Consider the following 15,327-nt stretch of genomic DNA (forward strand, 5'->3'; position numbering starts at 1 on the left):
TCAGCTATTTATAATAGGTATTTGTATCTCCATTAATTGGACGTTTTGGGTTGTAGATAATGGTAAATAGATTTCTCTACCTGGTTCGTTTTCCTTGACTTGATAGTTATTTTCTACAATCCAGTTAGCTAAATCAACACAGGCTGTACAAGCAAAGTTAGAATCTGAACGAAAGGTCATTGTGGCCATCATTGGCTCAGGAGGAAGAGTCCGTAGTTGAAATGTATCAGGGAGTGATGAAAGCTCCTTGGTTAAAAAATAACCGACTTCAAATTCAAACTCGTCTTCTTTCTCCTCTATTTCTTTCCATAAAACAACCTGAGGACTTTGAGCTAATTGGCGCATTTCCTTTGTTAGTAATTGATTAAATGTACGAAACAGATCTGGAATATCTTCTTCTCTCCCGCGTGCTTTCAAAGAAAGGAATTGTTGAGCATCCACTGCCTTGATGCGGATTTCTTGATCTGATTCCACCTGACCCTCTCGTTCTAAAAGTTGCATACGTTCTTCAATTCGTGCAAGCTTGGCCTGTTCCGTCTGGATAATATGTTGAATCTCACTTTTTTTCAGCTTAAACATCCCTTGTATATCTTTTAACGAAATATCTTCGTGGAGCAAACGTATAATTTGTGGCAAGGTAAACCCCAATTCCTTATAGAGAAAGATCCGATTGAGCTCTAGTAGCTGGTCTGCTGAATAGTATCGGTAGCAAGTATCATGGTCCACCTTTCTCGGCTTTAATATGCCAATCTGATCATAATAGCGCAATGTTTTTAAGGATACTTTGCTTAGCCTAGAAAATTCACTGATTTTAAACAAAATATCACCTCCAATCTAATAACTTAATGCAAGTATACAGTTTCCTGTGCAGGGGAAAGTCAAATGCTTTTTAAATAACCTTACTACAATCTAATGTAGTAAGGCTCTTGTGAATATTTCAATGAATGTTAAATATATAAATAACAATAATAATATAATTAAAAACAATTATTATTTATTGTTAATCAATAAATTTCGTGTTAAATTTATAGTGTCATTAAATAAGTGAGGTGCTTTCAATGAATGTTAAACCAGGTTTAACATCTTTTTTAAAGGTAATAATTCTTCTGGCTGGGATGGCCATTCTTGCCCTATGTATATTTTTTGTACCTCCTATGGCTCATTTCGCATCGAGTTTGTATCCGAATTTTTACCCAATGAATTATCTCATTTTCATTGTGATGTATGGATCGGCTGTACCTTTTTACATTGCTCTCTATCAGGCTTTTAATCTTTTACGGTACATTGAAGCGAATACAGCTTTCTCGGAATTATCTGTAAAAGCATTAAAGTACATAAAGTGGTGTGCGATAATAATCAGTGGCTTGCACCTATTAGCTTCACCACTTTCTCATTTTATAACAAACAAAATGGATCCTCCTTTTGGAATAGTGGGACTCCTCATCATTTTTGTCTCACTAGTTATCGCCATTTTTGCGGCTGTCCTCCAGCGGCTTCTACAAGAAGTGACGAATATAAAATTAGAAAATGATTTAACGGTCTGAGATGGATGATATGGTGATATTAGCCAAACGAAAACTGCTCATAGAAAAGATGTAGAACATATCATTTAGAATTCGGAATCCTATGGAAGTTTAATAGTAACGCAAGTAAATTTCTAGATAGATATGTAGTTTAATCTTTTAAGGGGGCTGATCCACTTTTATTCTACTTTTGCTATACTTTATGAAATTGAATAGTATAGGAGGCTATAAAAATGGATTGGAAGATAAAAAAATTTGATGAATTAACCGTAAAAGAACTATATGAGATACTGAAAGTTCGTGCGGAAGTTTTTGTTGTAGAGCAAGAATGTGTCTATCAGGATCTAGATTCAAAAGACGAAAATGCTTATCATTTATTTGGTGAAGACCAAGGAGAGGTAGTTGGGTATTTAAGAATTCTACCCAAAGGAATAGCATATCAAGAAGCAGCAATCGGAAGAGTGTTAACAAAGCAAACCTACAGAAAAAAGGGATTGTCTCTGGAAATGGTTAAAAGAGCAATTGATTACATTCTAGATGAGATTGGAGAAGACGCAATCCGCATTTCTGCGCAGGCATATTTGCTAAAATTCTATGAGGGCTTCGGATTTGAAAAGACATCAGAAGTATATTTAGAAGATGGAATAGAACATGTAGAAATGCTATATAAAAGGCTGTAATTATCAGACACCTTGCATTTAAAATGAGGGATAGCCCTCAAATAGCAGGATAGAATTCTAAAAGTGTCGGATAAAACTGAAAAAGTAGCGGATAGAACGCTCAAAGTGAGGGATAGCCCTCGAATAGCAGGATAGAATTCTAAAAGTGTCGGATAAAACTGAAAAAGTAGCGGATAGAACGCTCAAAGTGGAGGATAGCCCTCAAATAGCAGGATAGAATTCTAAAAGTGTCGGATAAAACTGAAAAAGTAGCGGATAGAACGCTCAAAGTGAGGGATAGCCCTCAGATAGCAGGATAGAATTCTAAAAGTGGAGGATAAAACTGAAAAAGTAGCGGATAGAACGCTCAAAGTGAGGGATAACCCTCAAATAGAAGGATAGAATTCTAAAAGTGGAGGATAAAACTGAAAAAGTAGTGGATAGAACGCTCAAAGTGGAGGATAGCCCTCAAATAGCAGGATAGAATTCTAAAAGTGGAGGATAAAACTGAAAGAGTAGCGGATAGAACGCTCAAAGTGGAGGATAGCCCTCAAATAGCAGGATAGAATTCTAAAAGTGGAGGATAAAACTGAAAAAGTAGCGGATAGAACGCTCAAAGTGAGGGATAGCCCCGCAAATTAGGAGGATAGCCTGTAAAGAGCGGATAAAATACTAAAAGACGATAAAATAGCAGATTAACAAATTGTAAAAATTGAGCGCTATCCGAGCATAAGGATAAGCGCTTTATTTTTTTCTTGAACTTTTAAGCCCTTAAACTAGTATTTAACCTTCAACCCTAGTAATGAAGCAAAACCTATGGCTTGTTCAGTAGAGACTTCACACCCATTTAAACTTTCTGGAGTTACTTGAAGTCTTTTAAATTTACATGTACTGATGTCTATTCCTTTTAAGGAAGTTTGGGAGAAATCCACATCATTTAGATCACTTTCCTGAAACGCCACCTTATTAAGTAAACAATCATAAAAATTCGCACCTTGCAAGGAGGTGCTATCAAATAGCACTTGTTTAAAGCGCACTTCGGGGAAATTACATAAGTTTGCAAGACAATTTTCAAATGAAACATTACCGAGGTTTGCTTCAGTTAAATTCAACCCTAATAGTTTACAGTTTTTGAAGGCCACTCTATGAATGATGCCTTCACTTAAGTTAGTGTTAGATAAATCACAGTTTTCAAAAATGACGTCCGTTAAATCAATTTTTTGAAAGGTACAATCGATGAATGTGACATTTTTAAAGATAACATTAGAGACGATTAATCGTTCAATATCCTCGTGAGCAATGACCGTATCCGTAATCTTGCAATTTGTTAAATAGGGTTCCTCCTCATAAAAAATATCCTGAAAATTTGCTTTGTCAAGATTCGGGGATATTTTTGGTGATATAAGTTGGAAATTGTATGACATATTAGCACACCCTTCAAATATAAATAAACGCTTCTCCTATTTAGTATAAGGGCAAACCTAAAATAAGAACACCGTCTATACGGTGCTCTTATCTGGTTTATACAAAGGATTCATCATCTTACTAAAAACGGAGGCTAGTACCTGTTGAAACAGCATACCGAACACAACAGGCATGGCGACTTTACCTGGAAAGTACGTTGTGGCCACGATGACACCGACTGCAATATTTCTCATGCCACCAGTAAAAACAAAGGTTGCCATTTGTGGACCGTCTTTTAACAGATATCGACCAATGAGGTAAGCAAATAGGTAGCCTGATACTGCAAGCAAGAACACTAAAAGCACCACGAAGAAGAGATGCATGTTGATATCCTTTAAGTAGGGAGCAATGGCACTGCTATTAATCAGTATGACAGCAAATAAACATAGCTTTGAAAAAGGAGCAAGTTTCTTACCGATTTTTTGGGGGATGGCTCCTTTCGAAAGTTCATTCACTAAGATACCTAAAATCGTGGGTAAGACAATCATCCATAGTAAATTCAGAATCAGGGATGCCACATCCAACTCAATTTTTTCACCCGAAACGATATAGAGGATGAAGGGGAGGATGATGGGTGAAAGGAGCGTATCAATTAAAATAATTGATAAGCCTAACGGTAAGTTCCCTTTGCAAATATTGATCCAAATAACACTCGTTACACCTGTTGGAAGTGCAACTGCTAAGACAAAACCAACAGTCAACAAATGGTCATCAAACAAAACAGTGGATAAGAAATAAGCCCATAAAGGCATCAAGAGATGAAGAAAAAGGATGGAGAATAAAATGAGAACTGGATGCTTCATGAAAATTTTTACATCTTTAAATTTCATATGTAAGCTTCCTGAGAATGTCATGAAGGCAAATAGCCAGGAGACGAGGAATAATAAATGATGTCCAATACTTTCTAAAAATACACCTACAATTAAACTTAATGGTGTCAGGATCGCAATGTATTTTTGGAGAAATACATTTAGTTTTTCTAACATACAAAGACCTTCTTTTTTTATCTGATTTTATCACTTTTATTATAATCGTAGGTAAATTTACCGCAAAAAAAGCAGAAGATTTACTCCTGCTAAGAATTTACATGTTTTTTATTGGTTTCTTTAGTGAACGGCATCCATACAATGCCTACGATCAATAAAATATTACCTGTCCACCTAACCCATAAATAATAAGGCTGGTCTTTTAAAAAGTACAACGAAGCTAGGATAATAACCATCCCAATACCAATCATTAATTTTAAATAAATCGGAGTTTTTGCCATTCTCCTGCCTCCTTTCTATCTTTTCATGAACATGTATCTATATCACTCTTTTTCCTATCCAATGCGCAGTAAAGACAATGGGAAAAAATAATATGCCAAAAGGCAGGCTTATCAAAACGATATGCCAAGTAAGGATGCCACTAGTAAACAAAGATTTAAATAAAATAATGCTATAGGGAATAATGATGATGGCTGATGTTATAGCTCCTGGTGTAACAGAACGAAATAAGAGCGATTGTCCAATATGGGTAAAAGCATGGATAAAGAAAACAAGTGTAACAGCTGTGAAAAAATAGATAGTAAAAGTGACTCCATTTAGAAAATAGTAGTTAGCCAGAATGGTAGAGAGACTGACAAACAAGAAGATAAATAAGACAGCAACCGCAAATTGTGCGGTGCTCATTGAAAATTGTTTCACCACTTTATCGGCTATTTTTTGGGGTAATCTTTCATACAGCTTATGACGATTATGATGTAACCATTTCTCTACCATAATAATTTCTTCAAAATCATGAATAATAAATAAAATAGGAAACAACCAAATTAGTGTTTGAACATTCGTCCATTCCATATAAATACCTCTCTCCTTATCACTATGCTGGAAGTGTTACTAGAAATACCATATTTATATAATATATGTTAATAATAACATATTAGAAAAAGTTGTAAGCTAAGATTCATTTATTATTGAATCTAATTATTAAGAAATCGGGGATGAAGCTGTGAGTGAAATCGATAAACGTAATAGACTAAACAAGGAACCATTCTCATATCAAACGACAAAAAAGGGGACTGTCGTTATTTATTATGAAGGCAAGCAAATTAAAATCGTCAAGGAGAAAGAGGCTGAGCGTCTACTAGCAAAAATTAAGCAGGTGGAGGGGCAGATAAAGGAAGTCCAGCTATTGTTAGCTAAAATTACGGGTAATTTTAAACGAGGTAACGAGAAATTGGCTAAACCTCAAAAAGGGAATGAAGGTTAAAAAAGATTTATTGAGATAATAATTATGCAAAGCTAATATTAACTTATTGAATTGGTTTTTCCTTTTTAAGGCAGGCGTTAAGGGGGTTATTACGATTATTTACTGTATGGTTCTCTTTTATAAAAATACAAGCACTTGCTTTGTCCAATGAGAAGGGAAGATAAATTAACGCACAATTAGCGGATTTGAATTTTTTGTTAATTATTAGCTCATTTTACCATTTTGTCGATAACCTGTGTTATTCTATATTAGAATAATAAATTAGGGGGCGGTAATATGTATTACAGCAATGGTAACTATGAAGCTTTCGCACGTCCTAAAAAACCTGAGGGAGTCGATAAAAAGTCTGCTTATCTGATTGGCTCGGGACTAGCCTCACTGTCAGCAGCATGTTTTTTAATTCGTGATGGCCAAATGAAAGGTGAGAACATTCATATTCTTGAAGAGTTAGATATTTCAGGAGGAAGTCTAGATGGCATACTTAATCCGACGAGAGGGTTTATTATTCGCGGTGGACGAGAAATGGAAGATCATTTTGAATGCTTATGGGATTTATTCCGTTCCATTCCTTCGTTAGAAGTAGAAAATGCTTCCGTTTTAGATGAATTTTATTGGCTTAATAAAGAGGATCCTAATTATTCAAAATGTCGATTAATGAAGGATAGAGGCCAAAGACTTGAGGATGATGGCAAGTTCACTTTATCAGACAAATCCTCAGAAGAAATGATTAAATTATTCTTTACGCCTGAGGAAAAATTAGAGGATAAAAAAATCACAGATGTCTTCTCAGATGAATTTTTTGAATCGAATTTTTGGCTCTATTGGTCTACAATGTTTGCGTTTGAAAAATGGCATTCTGCGATGGAAATGCGTCGTTATATTATGCGTTTCATTCATCATATTGGCGGATTACCAGATTTATCGGCCTTAAAATTTACAAAGTATAATCAGTATGAATCGCTCGTGTTGCCAATGATTAAATACTTAGAAAGTCATGATGTTGATTTCCAATATAATACGGTTGTAGAAAATGTTTTAGTTGATAAGGTAGGAGACAAAAAAGTAGCTCATACATTGGTGTTACGAAAAGATGGTGTGAAAAAGAATATTGAACTAACAGAAAATGAGTTAGTGTTTGTGACAAATGGTAGTATTACAGAAAGTACAACATACGGGGATAATAATACGCCAGCCCCTATCAATAAAGATTTAGGTGGCAGCTGGTCCCTGTGGAAAAATATCGCTGCCCAAGGTGAAGAGTTTGGTCGACCAGAAAAGTTCTGCGATAATCTACCAGAGGAAAGCTGGTTTGTTTCAGCTACCCTTACAACATTAGATGATCGTGTGGCTCCATATATTGAAAAAATCAGTAAAAGGGACCCATACGCTGGTAAGGTCGTAACAGGAGGGATTGTCACAGCTACTGATTCTAATTGGATGCTAAGCTATACATTGAACCGACAACCTCACTTTAAAAATCAACCAAAGGACCAATTAGTTGTTTGGATTTATGGCTTACTATCAAACAAGCCAGGTGATTTTATTAAAAAAAGTATTACGGAATGTACAGGCATTGAGATTGCACAAGAGTGGTTATACCATATGGGTGTACCAGTGGATGAAATTCCAGACATTGCACAAAATTCTTGCAATACGATTCCATGCTATATGCCTTACATCACTTCTTATTTCATGCCAAGAGCAATGGGTGATCGTCCACTTGTTGTGCCAGAAGGATCAGCTAATTTAGCCTTTATTGGCAACTTCAGCGAAACAGCAAGAGATACAGTCTTTACTACTGAATATTCCGTAAGAACGGCGATGGAGGCAGTCTATCAACTATTAACGATTGATCGAGGTGTGCCAGAGGTGTTTGCGTCTGCCTTTGATGTTCGCACATTATTAGCATCAACGGCTCGTTTGCTGGATGGTAAAAAACTAACAGATATTGATGCACCATTTATCTTAAAGCAAATCGGTAAATTGGGTATTCATAAAACAAAGGATACAATCATTTATGATTTACTGAAAGAAAGTAAACTAATATAGTGTTGAAAAAGAGACAAAGCAGTTTGAGGGGCTTTGTCTCTTTTTTTTATAGCCAGTCTTTTACATAGGCAAGTAAACCGATAAACGCACCTAACCCCATGCCAATAAAGACAGGCACTATGAGGTTGGCTTTCTTGTGTACGGTTTTCATTTCTTCCATTGAAATCCCTTCTTTCCCATCACATACTTAAAATTCTAAGCGCATCGTTTGGTTCGTATCCTTGAACCCGTGTTTTTCATATAAGGATTTAGCGCCTTTATTTTCAGTCAATACATTTAACTCCAAATAGTCCAAGTGACGATAGGCTGCCCATTTTTTCGCTTCATCTAATAAAGCAGACCCAATTCCTTTGTTTTGGTAATGTTTGCCAACAATCACATCCACAATAAAAGCATATTTGTGTTCAACCAAGCAAGTATAGGGTGGGGTCGTCGTTTCTTTAATAAGTAAAAAGCCTACTACTTCGTTCTCGAATGTTGCGATTAAAATATCTGAATCATCCTCAATGATCGTAAACCTGATAAAGTTGGCATCTTGTTTGGCAGGTTTGATATATTTAGGTTGAAGAATCGACATCTCTAAAAAAAGCTCTTGGTATAAACGCTCAATTTGTGGAATTTCATCGAGCGTTGCAGTTTTTATTTCCATACTATCCCTCCGACAGTTTAGTATCATAGTAAGTAATATTTTACATTAATGGTTGATTAATAGAAAGGAGAAGGCACATGAGGTTATGGCATATAGATTTAATTGCGTATCTACCAAAAGGACAACTACTGTCGCAGTGGAGAGAGCTAAATAGCATATTTGCGAAAGAGGATCAGCATATACTGATTAATTATATATACGAATACCCAAAAGAAGATTTGTATTTGTATACAGAAAAAGTCATGGATGAAATGAAGAAGCGGGGTTATCAAATTCGAACCTACGAAAAAAAGAATAACTACTTTAAGGGTTTGGGCCCAGTAAAGGATAGGAGACCCTTTCAACAGCATCATAATCAGGAATATCTTGAAATATGTTTTTATAATTTAAAGGAGAAATTTATAAGAGGCCAGAAGGATTATGAAGAGGAATTGTATCAGCAATTATGCACATATATAAATAACGTGCTTTAACTAGGAGGGTTATACATGTTAAGAGCGATTATATTTGATGTAGATGGAACGATTTTGGATACGGAACAAGCGATTTTACAGTCATTGCAAAGAACCTTACGAGAAGAAACAAAACAGGACTATCCCTTTGAGGCATTACGATTTGCTTTAGGCATCCCAGGAAAAGATGCATTGCAGAGGCTTAACGTGGATGACATAGAGGCTGTGCATCAGAAATGGTCTGCGGCTGTGCTGGATTTTTCACATGAAGTGGCTGTTTTCAAAAGTCTAGAGGAAGTTATTCAGCACCTTGCAACAAAGCCACTACAATTAGGGATTGTCACTTCTAAAACAGCGCAAGAGGTAGTGGATGAGTTTGAGCCGTTTGGGTTAAGTGAGTATTTCCAGCATATTGTAAGTGCCAGTGATACGGAAAAGCATAAACCACACCCAGAGCCGCTGTTAAAATGTCTGGACGCATTACAGGTAGCACCAGAAGAGGCCATCTATATTGGTGATTCTATCTATGATTTCCAATGCGCAAAGCAAGCAGGCGCCAAATTTGCCCTTGCCCATTGGGGAGCTAAATCCACCATTGGCTTTGAGGAGGCAGATTACGTTTTTTATGAGCCAAAGGATATTTTAGCAATCGTTAAGTAGCATGAAAAACAGAAGATGGTGTCCTAGATTTCACACCATCTTTGCCTATGAGGAAGGTAAATAGTTAAGAAGATTAAGACAGTTAAATTCCTTAAATCTACACTCACATGGGATAGGATATTGAACGTAAATAAATGGCTCACCTGATATGGATAAGTACAGTCGCTTCATATGAATGTGAAAACTTAATGAAGGAACATGGAGTTGCGTAGGCAGCTCTTTTTTTCTTTCTTGAGTAGTGGCATCAAAAAATTTATAAGAAAAGTAATTGACACCCAAACTACTCGGTGTTACTATGTAGTTGTAATAAGTAATACTTAATAGCTTCTCGAAAGCGAAAAAATTTTACCTAAGTACTAAGTTGTACAGAATAGTAAAGCAAATAGAGGTGGTTCTGCATATGGAAAATTTAACGGAGATGCTGAAGGGGTCTCTGGAAGGCTGCGTACTGGAAATCATTAGCCGTCATGAAACCTATGGATACGAAATTACCCGACGCCTGAACGAGTTAGGGTTCACTGAGGTCGTGGAAGGGACGGTCTACACCATCCTCGTGCGTTTAGAGAAAAAAAAACTGGTGAATATTCAAAAGAAACCATCAGATATGGGACCGCCCCGCAAGTTTTACTCACTTAATGAGGCTGGACGTGACGAACTAAAATTATTTTGGGAAAAGTGGGATTTTATCTCGTCAAAAATCAATGCTCTAAAGTCTTTTTAGTTTCATATGATAATGCGTCTGAACTTTAGCTTGATAATACAAAGGAGGAAAATAACGTGATCGAATTGTTCAAAAAAATGATGGGTGATAAAAAAGAGTACAAGATGATGATGGCACGGGTCGAACAACTACCAGAGGATTACCAATTTGTGTTTAAAAAAATTCAAAACTACATGTGGAATTTCACAGTGGGTAATGGGATGGATATGCTGCATATGCAATATGAATTGATCGAGTTGTTCGAGGCTGGGGCAGCTGAAGGCAGGAAAGTGCTGGAAATCACTGGCGAAGATGTAGCGTCTTTTGCTGATGAGCTAGTGGCAAACGCAAAAACCTATATCGCCAAGTATCGTGAAGATTTAAATCAAAGCATTTTGAATCGATTAGGAAAAAAATAAATGGGTCAGTAATACCGACTGAATAGCTACTTGTTCATTGTTGCCTTCGCTATTCAGTTTTAATTTCAAACGGTACTAAGTTATACAGATTATCAGTCAGACTAAGTAGTTAAGGAAGGGTAATCTAACTCTGCAAAGAGATTTTTAAAAAGGGAGGAAAAAGGATGCGCAAAGATACGATTTCTGTAAAAGGGTTAAAAAAATCTTTTAAAGAAAAGGAAGTTTTAAAGGGCGTGGATTTTGAGGTGCGGCGTGGCGAAATTTTCGCATTGTTAGGCTCAAATGGAGCAGGGAAAACGACGATAATCAATATTCTCTCCACATTGATGAAATCTGATGGTGGCAAAGTAGGGATTTGCGGTTTTGATGTCCAGCACCAACCAGATCATGTTCGTCAGAGCATCAGCCTAACAGGGCAGTTCGCCACTTTAGACGGTATGCTCACAGGGCGGGAAAACCTGATTATGATTGCTAAATTGCGAGGAGTTTCCAATCCCGCTCAAACCGCAGACAATCTACTCGCAAGATTCAGCCTGACAGATGCGGGCAATCGTCGGGCCGACAATTTCTCTGGCGGGATGCGGCGCCGACTTGACATTGCCATGAGCATGATTGGGTCGCCAGCGGTTATTTTTCTAGACGAACCAACGACAGGGCTTGATCCTGAAGCACGAATGGAAGTCTGGGAAACAGTCAAGGAGCTTGCGGATGGTGGCACGACCATCCTGCTAACGACCCAGTACCTGGAGGAAGCCGAACAACTGGCGGATCGTATTGCCATCCTACATGAAGGAAAAATTATAACGACAGGCACCCTTCTAGAACTTAAAGAGATGTTCCCACCTGCGAAAGTAGAGTACATTGAGAAGCAGCCAACACTTGAGGACATTTTCCTCGCCATCATTGGCAAAAAGGAGGATTTAAATGAAGAGTAAAACATGGGTATTGCTAGGGCGTTTAATGCGTAACATTATGCGCAGCCCAGATACAATAATTACGGTGGCTATTACGCCAATTATGATGATGCTACTATTTGTCTACGTATTTGGTGGCGCAATAGAGACTGGCACAGCCAACTACGTTAATTATTTATTACCAGGAATCTTATTGATGGCCATTGCATCAGGCTGCGCTTACACTTCCGCACGGCTGTTTACAGATAGAAAGAGTGGGCTGATGGCACGTTTTATCACCATGCCCATCAAGCGGTCGTCTGTATTGTGGGCTCACGTGTTGGCCTCGCTTATTTCCAACGCGCTTACTGTTGTAGTCGTTATCCTTGTTGCGTTCTTGATGGGTTTCCGTTCTAGTACGGATCTCTTGGATTGGTTTGCGGTAGCTGGCATACTAGGGCTGTTTACGCTAGCACTGACATGGTTGGCAGTCATTCCTGGATTAGCAGCAGGGTCTATGGAGGGGGCAACAGCCTATTCGTACCCGCTGATTTTTCTACCCTTTATCAGTTCGGCCTTTGTTCCCACGGAAACCATGCCTAAAATTATCCGTGCGTTTGCTGAGAACCAGCCCGTTACCTCAATCGTCAATGCAATTCGTGCCCTCTTATATGAAGGCTCTGTTAGTAATGATATCTGGCCCGCTCTTATGTGGTGCATCGGCATCATGGTCATCGCATATTTTTTCGCCATTAAACAATTTAAACGCCAGTTAGGCTAAATTCGTCATTATCAAATAAGCCATACGAAAAAGTCGATTTCTTATTATATAGGAAATCGACTTGTTCTCGCTTCTATTCAATCTATATGGATAAAGACAATGCTAATTTCGAAAATGATTTCGTGCTAGAAGGGTTGCTGACTGATATTCAGAAGGCAAATCATCCTCAAAATAAATCGCTTCTACTGGACAAACTAATTCACAAGCTCCACAATCAATGCAAAGATCTGGATCAATTACATATTGGGTATCTGTCATAACAATGCAATTTACTGGACAGACATCCAAACAGACAGCCGCTTTTTCATCCCTGCATAATTCTGTAATTACAAATGCCATTATAAATCCTCCTATACAGACAACTGGTGTTTTAATTCTTCGGGTGAGTGTTTCCAATACGCTTCATTAAATTCAGATAAAAACTGAAAAAGTAGCTTTTTAGAAAGACTATCCATATGCTGCAAGAGAAATTTCCCTTTCAGTGCCTTATCTAAATAATTTACCTGCTCTGGCAAAGATTTATAGCCAAGCTTAATACGACGTTGTTCTTTTGATACCCGTACTTCACTTGCGGTACATCCCGCATAATAGGGGCCATTTTGATTAACCTGAATCGCTACCCAAACTATCCAATAACGATAATAATCGCTACTAGCATGAGCTAGATCAGGTGAAAAACGAACTTTTTTTTCAATTTTACTTCGTCCATGTAAGGCTTCTAAATCTATAAACACGTGCTCTTTTTCACAATCTATAATAATTGACGTTACATTATTTAGATCAAGGGTACCTACTCCGTAACCTCCATCTCCGTCAGTTGAATCGTTACTTAAAATTGTAAAATGCATTTTCTCCTTCATAGAAGTCACCTCGACACATTTGTATTTCCTTATTAATAAATAGTTAATCGGTCTGAACAGACAGTTTTTGCTCATAGCAAAAACGCATAAAAAAACATCACTGTACGCTACGTTGTACAAGATGTTCTACCTGTTGGTAATTTTTCAAGTACAAATCTAACAAACACATTACGTATAGTTTTTATAAATTAAGATACTTGAACGTTTTAGTAGTAATTTTTTTCTATACGTAATGGTTGTCTAGGATTTTTCCTCATACTTTTATCGTTAAAAAGTATAAATACAATATAACGTCTAACATCAATGATTGTCTTCAGACTAATGTCTGAAATGTTATGTATTGGAAATTTGACGATAATACAGTGATTGGACCTTTAATTAGCAGAAGGTTGTTGCTATAAATTTTGCCTTTCCGATTTAACTGTTAGAAACCAAGCAGCTGAAAAAGTGACTAAGACTCCTGAAAACAGCTAATTTTCTATAAAGGACAATAAAATTGCTTGTTGTTGTAACAACAATAGTGTACGATACATAGTATAAGTTATACAGTGTATGTCATATAGTAAGTGAAATTGAGGTGAGTGAATGAGTACGTTACTGAATTCATTAATGACAGAACTTAGGAGAGGAACACTGACATTAGCCGTTTTAAGTCAATTACGAACACCGCAGTATGGATATTCACTTGTTCAATTATTGGAAGATTCGGGCATTAACATTGATCAAAGTACCTTATATCCATTGCTTCGCCGTTTAGAAAAACAAGAGTTAGTGACAAGTAGCTGGGAAACCTCTGAGAGTAGACCCCGCAAGTATTATGTCTTAAGTGAATTTGGATTAGACGTCTTTTTGCAATTGAAACGAGAATGGATTAATAATTCAAAAGAACTTTATGAGCTACTAAAAGGAGATGAGGATAAAGATGAATCTGACTGAAATTTATATTCAAGAAGTCACGCGGAGGCTGCCTGAAAAAAATCGTGATGATATCGCACTTGAGTTACGATCAACCATTGAGGATATGTTACCTGATGATTACAATGAGCATGATGTAAAGGAAGCGCTGGAAAAGTTAGGGAATCCAGCGGCGTTAGCGAGCGGTTATCGTGATCAACCAATGCATTTAATCGGCCCTCGCTATTTTGATGTATACCTTTCGTTACTAAAAATGATTATACCAATTGCCGCTGTCATTGCAGTAATCTCAATGATTGCTGAATATTTTATTAGTTTTGGTGGGGAAGAAGCGGTTATGAATGCTGTCCTCAATATGATGGGTGAAGGAATATGGAGAATCATTGAAGTAGGCATACATGTATTTTTCTGGCTAACGGTCGTATTCGTCATTTTGGAACGTACTGATAAAGGAAAAGAGCAGCATCCATTATCAGCAAGCCTAAAAAAATGGACTCCCGAAGATCTGAAAACCGTCATTTATATTCCTAAGAAAAAGGCAATTACCAAGCTTGAAGTATTTGGCTATTTAATGTGGACGGCCATTTGGGCAACTTTTTATTTTTATGCAAATCATCTTTTAGGTATATATAAAGATGGTGGAGAGGGTCTCGAATTCGTAATGCCAGCTTTAAATCAGAATGTTTTACTTCATTATTGGCCCATTGTGATCGTTGTCATTGCTCTCGAAATTGGGTTAGCTCTCTACAAACTACTGAAAGGGCAATGGACGAAAAAAGTGGCAATCTTTAATACAATTGTGGAGCTTTTCGCAACGGTTGTATTCATTGTGATAGTAAGTAATCCGAATTTAATGAACCAAGAAAGTATCGCGTACATGAGTAATTTATTTACCACATCTACTAAGCAATTTGAAATATGGCTAATTGGCGGCATAATTATTATATTTGTTGTATCTGCAGCAATCAGTATATTCGACGGCTTCCGCAAGGCTCGAATCCGTTAATTCATCGTTGTTTAGCATTAATTAGTACGCAACCATGGATACTTTAC

The 15,327-nt window shown here is 37.1% G+C and carries 20 protein-coding genes; 12 read left to right on the forward strand and 8 right to left on the reverse strand.

Annotated features, from left to right (window positions below):
* Positions 1 to 819, reverse strand: coding sequence for a MerR family transcriptional regulator (locus C7B89_RS11365; RefSeq protein ID WP_066038467.1), 819 nt, complete (start codon positions 817 to 819; stop codon positions 1 to 3).
* A 239-nt stretch (positions 820 to 1,058) separates the two neighbouring features.
* Between C7B89_RS11365 and C7B89_RS11370 the strand changes: the two genes are divergently transcribed.
* Both C7B89_RS11370 and C7B89_RS11375 read left to right on the forward strand, forming a co-directional pair.
* A complete protein-coding gene (locus C7B89_RS11370) occupies positions 1,059 to 1,544 on the forward strand; it encodes a DUF2975 domain-containing protein (RefSeq protein ID WP_115673754.1) in 486 nt (161 codons plus the stop codon).
* Between the two features lie 212 nt (positions 1,545 to 1,756).
* Positions 1,757 to 2,203 carry a GNAT family N-acetyltransferase gene (locus C7B89_RS11375; RefSeq protein WP_115673755.1) on the forward strand — a complete coding sequence of 149 codons (447 nt, stop codon included), beginning with the start codon at positions 1,757 to 1,759 and terminating at the stop codon, positions 2,201 to 2,203.
* A gap of 755 nt (positions 2,204 to 2,958) precedes the next feature.
* Here the strand turns inward: C7B89_RS11375 and C7B89_RS11380 are convergent.
* From C7B89_RS11380 to C7B89_RS11395, 4 genes are all read right to left on the reverse strand, one after another.
* On the reverse strand, positions 2,959 to 3,606 hold the full coding sequence (locus C7B89_RS11380) for a pentapeptide repeat-containing protein (protein ID WP_054549393.1): 648 nt from the start codon (positions 3,604 to 3,606) through the stop codon (positions 2,959 to 2,961).
* A 75-nt stretch (positions 3,607 to 3,681) separates the two neighbouring features.
* On the reverse strand, positions 3,682 to 4,632 hold the full coding sequence (locus C7B89_RS11385; RefSeq protein ID WP_115673756.1) for a bile acid:sodium symporter family protein: 951 nt from the start codon (positions 4,630 to 4,632) through the stop codon (positions 3,682 to 3,684).
* An 89-nt stretch (positions 4,633 to 4,721) separates the two neighbouring features.
* A complete protein-coding gene (locus C7B89_RS11390) occupies positions 4,722 to 4,913 on the reverse strand; it encodes a hypothetical protein (protein WP_054549391.1) in 192 nt (63 codons plus the stop codon).
* A gap of 37 nt (positions 4,914 to 4,950) precedes the next feature.
* A complete protein-coding gene (locus tag C7B89_RS11395; protein WP_066038263.1) occupies positions 4,951 to 5,484 on the reverse strand; it encodes an HXXEE domain-containing protein in 534 nt (177 codons plus the stop codon).
* 151 nt (positions 5,485 to 5,635) lie between these two features.
* Here C7B89_RS11395 and C7B89_RS11400 point away from each other — a divergent pair, with 151 nt between their 5' ends.
* Together C7B89_RS11400 and C7B89_RS11405 are read left to right on the forward strand one after the other, a co-directional pair.
* Positions 5,636 to 5,896 carry a hypothetical protein gene (locus C7B89_RS11400; protein WP_103117981.1) on the forward strand — a complete coding sequence of 87 codons (261 nt, stop codon included), beginning with the start codon at positions 5,636 to 5,638 and terminating at the stop codon, positions 5,894 to 5,896.
* A gap of 276 nt (positions 5,897 to 6,172) precedes the next feature.
* Positions 6,173 to 7,945, forward strand: coding sequence for an oleate hydratase (locus C7B89_RS11405; protein WP_054549388.1), 1,773 nt, complete (start codon positions 6,173 to 6,175; stop codon positions 7,943 to 7,945).
* A 187-nt stretch (positions 7,946 to 8,132) separates the two neighbouring features.
* Here the strand turns inward: C7B89_RS11405 and C7B89_RS11410 are convergent, their stop codons facing one another.
* Positions 8,133 to 8,594, reverse strand: a complete 462-nt coding sequence (locus C7B89_RS11410; RefSeq protein WP_066038266.1) for a GNAT family N-acetyltransferase — start codon at positions 8,592 to 8,594, stop codon at positions 8,133 to 8,135.
* 77 nt (positions 8,595 to 8,671) lie between these two features.
* Here C7B89_RS11410 and C7B89_RS11415 point away from each other — a divergent pair, with 77 nt between their 5' ends.
* From C7B89_RS11415 to C7B89_RS11440, 6 genes are all read left to right on the forward strand, one after another.
* Positions 8,672 to 9,067 (forward strand): pyrimidine dimer DNA glycosylase/endonuclease V, encoded by a 396-nt coding sequence (locus tag C7B89_RS11415; protein WP_048393800.1) that lies wholly within the window; start codon positions 8,672 to 8,674, stop codon positions 9,065 to 9,067.
* Positions 9,068 to 9,082: 15 nt separating this feature from the next.
* Positions 9,083 to 9,706, forward strand: a complete 624-nt coding sequence (locus tag C7B89_RS11420) for an HAD family hydrolase (RefSeq protein WP_115673757.1) — start codon at positions 9,083 to 9,085, stop codon at positions 9,704 to 9,706.
* Positions 9,707 to 10,106: 400 nt separating this feature from the next.
* Positions 10,107 to 10,427, forward strand: coding sequence for a PadR family transcriptional regulator (locus C7B89_RS11425; RefSeq protein ID WP_004228545.1), 321 nt, complete (start codon positions 10,107 to 10,109; stop codon positions 10,425 to 10,427).
* Between the two features lie 56 nt (positions 10,428 to 10,483).
* Positions 10,484 to 10,825, forward strand: coding sequence for a DUF1048 domain-containing protein (locus tag C7B89_RS11430; protein ID WP_036080890.1), 342 nt, complete (start codon positions 10,484 to 10,486; stop codon positions 10,823 to 10,825).
* Positions 10,826 to 10,989: 164 nt separating this feature from the next.
* A complete protein-coding gene (locus tag C7B89_RS11435; protein WP_115673758.1) occupies positions 10,990 to 11,760 on the forward strand; it encodes an ABC transporter ATP-binding protein in 771 nt (256 codons plus the stop codon).
* Entirely contained in the window at positions 11,750 to 12,499 is a 750-nt protein-coding gene (locus C7B89_RS11440; protein WP_066038269.1) for an ABC transporter permease, read from the forward strand. Before C7B89_RS11435 ends, C7B89_RS11440 begins: the two co-directional genes overlap by 11 nt.
* A gap of 102 nt (positions 12,500 to 12,601) precedes the next feature.
* On the opposite strand, the gene C7B89_RS11445 is transcribed toward C7B89_RS11440, so the two are convergent.
* Together C7B89_RS11445 and C7B89_RS11450 are read right to left on the reverse strand one after the other, a co-directional pair.
* Positions 12,602 to 12,838, reverse strand: a complete 237-nt coding sequence (locus C7B89_RS11445) for a DUF362 domain-containing protein (RefSeq protein ID WP_004228537.1) — start codon at positions 12,836 to 12,838, stop codon at positions 12,602 to 12,604.
* A gap of 11 nt (positions 12,839 to 12,849) precedes the next feature.
* Positions 12,850 to 13,359 (reverse strand): YwhD family protein, encoded by a 510-nt coding sequence (locus C7B89_RS11450; RefSeq protein ID WP_115673759.1) that lies wholly within the window; start codon positions 13,357 to 13,359, stop codon positions 12,850 to 12,852.
* A 585-nt stretch (positions 13,360 to 13,944) separates the two neighbouring features.
* Here C7B89_RS11450 and C7B89_RS11455 point away from each other — a divergent pair.
* Positions 13,945 to 14,295 (forward strand): PadR family transcriptional regulator, encoded by a 351-nt coding sequence (locus C7B89_RS11455; RefSeq protein WP_048393791.1) that lies wholly within the window; start codon positions 13,945 to 13,947, stop codon positions 14,293 to 14,295.
* Complete coding sequence (locus tag C7B89_RS11460) at positions 14,282 to 15,280, forward strand: HAAS signaling domain-containing protein (protein ID WP_115673760.1); 999 nt, start codon at positions 14,282 to 14,284, stop codon at positions 15,278 to 15,280. Before C7B89_RS11455 ends, C7B89_RS11460 begins: the two co-directional genes overlap by 14 nt.
* Positions 15,281 to 15,327 lie beyond the last annotated feature (47 nt).

It is taken from the genome of Lysinibacillus capsici, from assembly GCF_003367505.1.
Taxonomy (GTDB): Bacteria; Bacillota; Bacilli; order Bacillales_A; family Planococcaceae; genus Lysinibacillus; species Lysinibacillus capsici.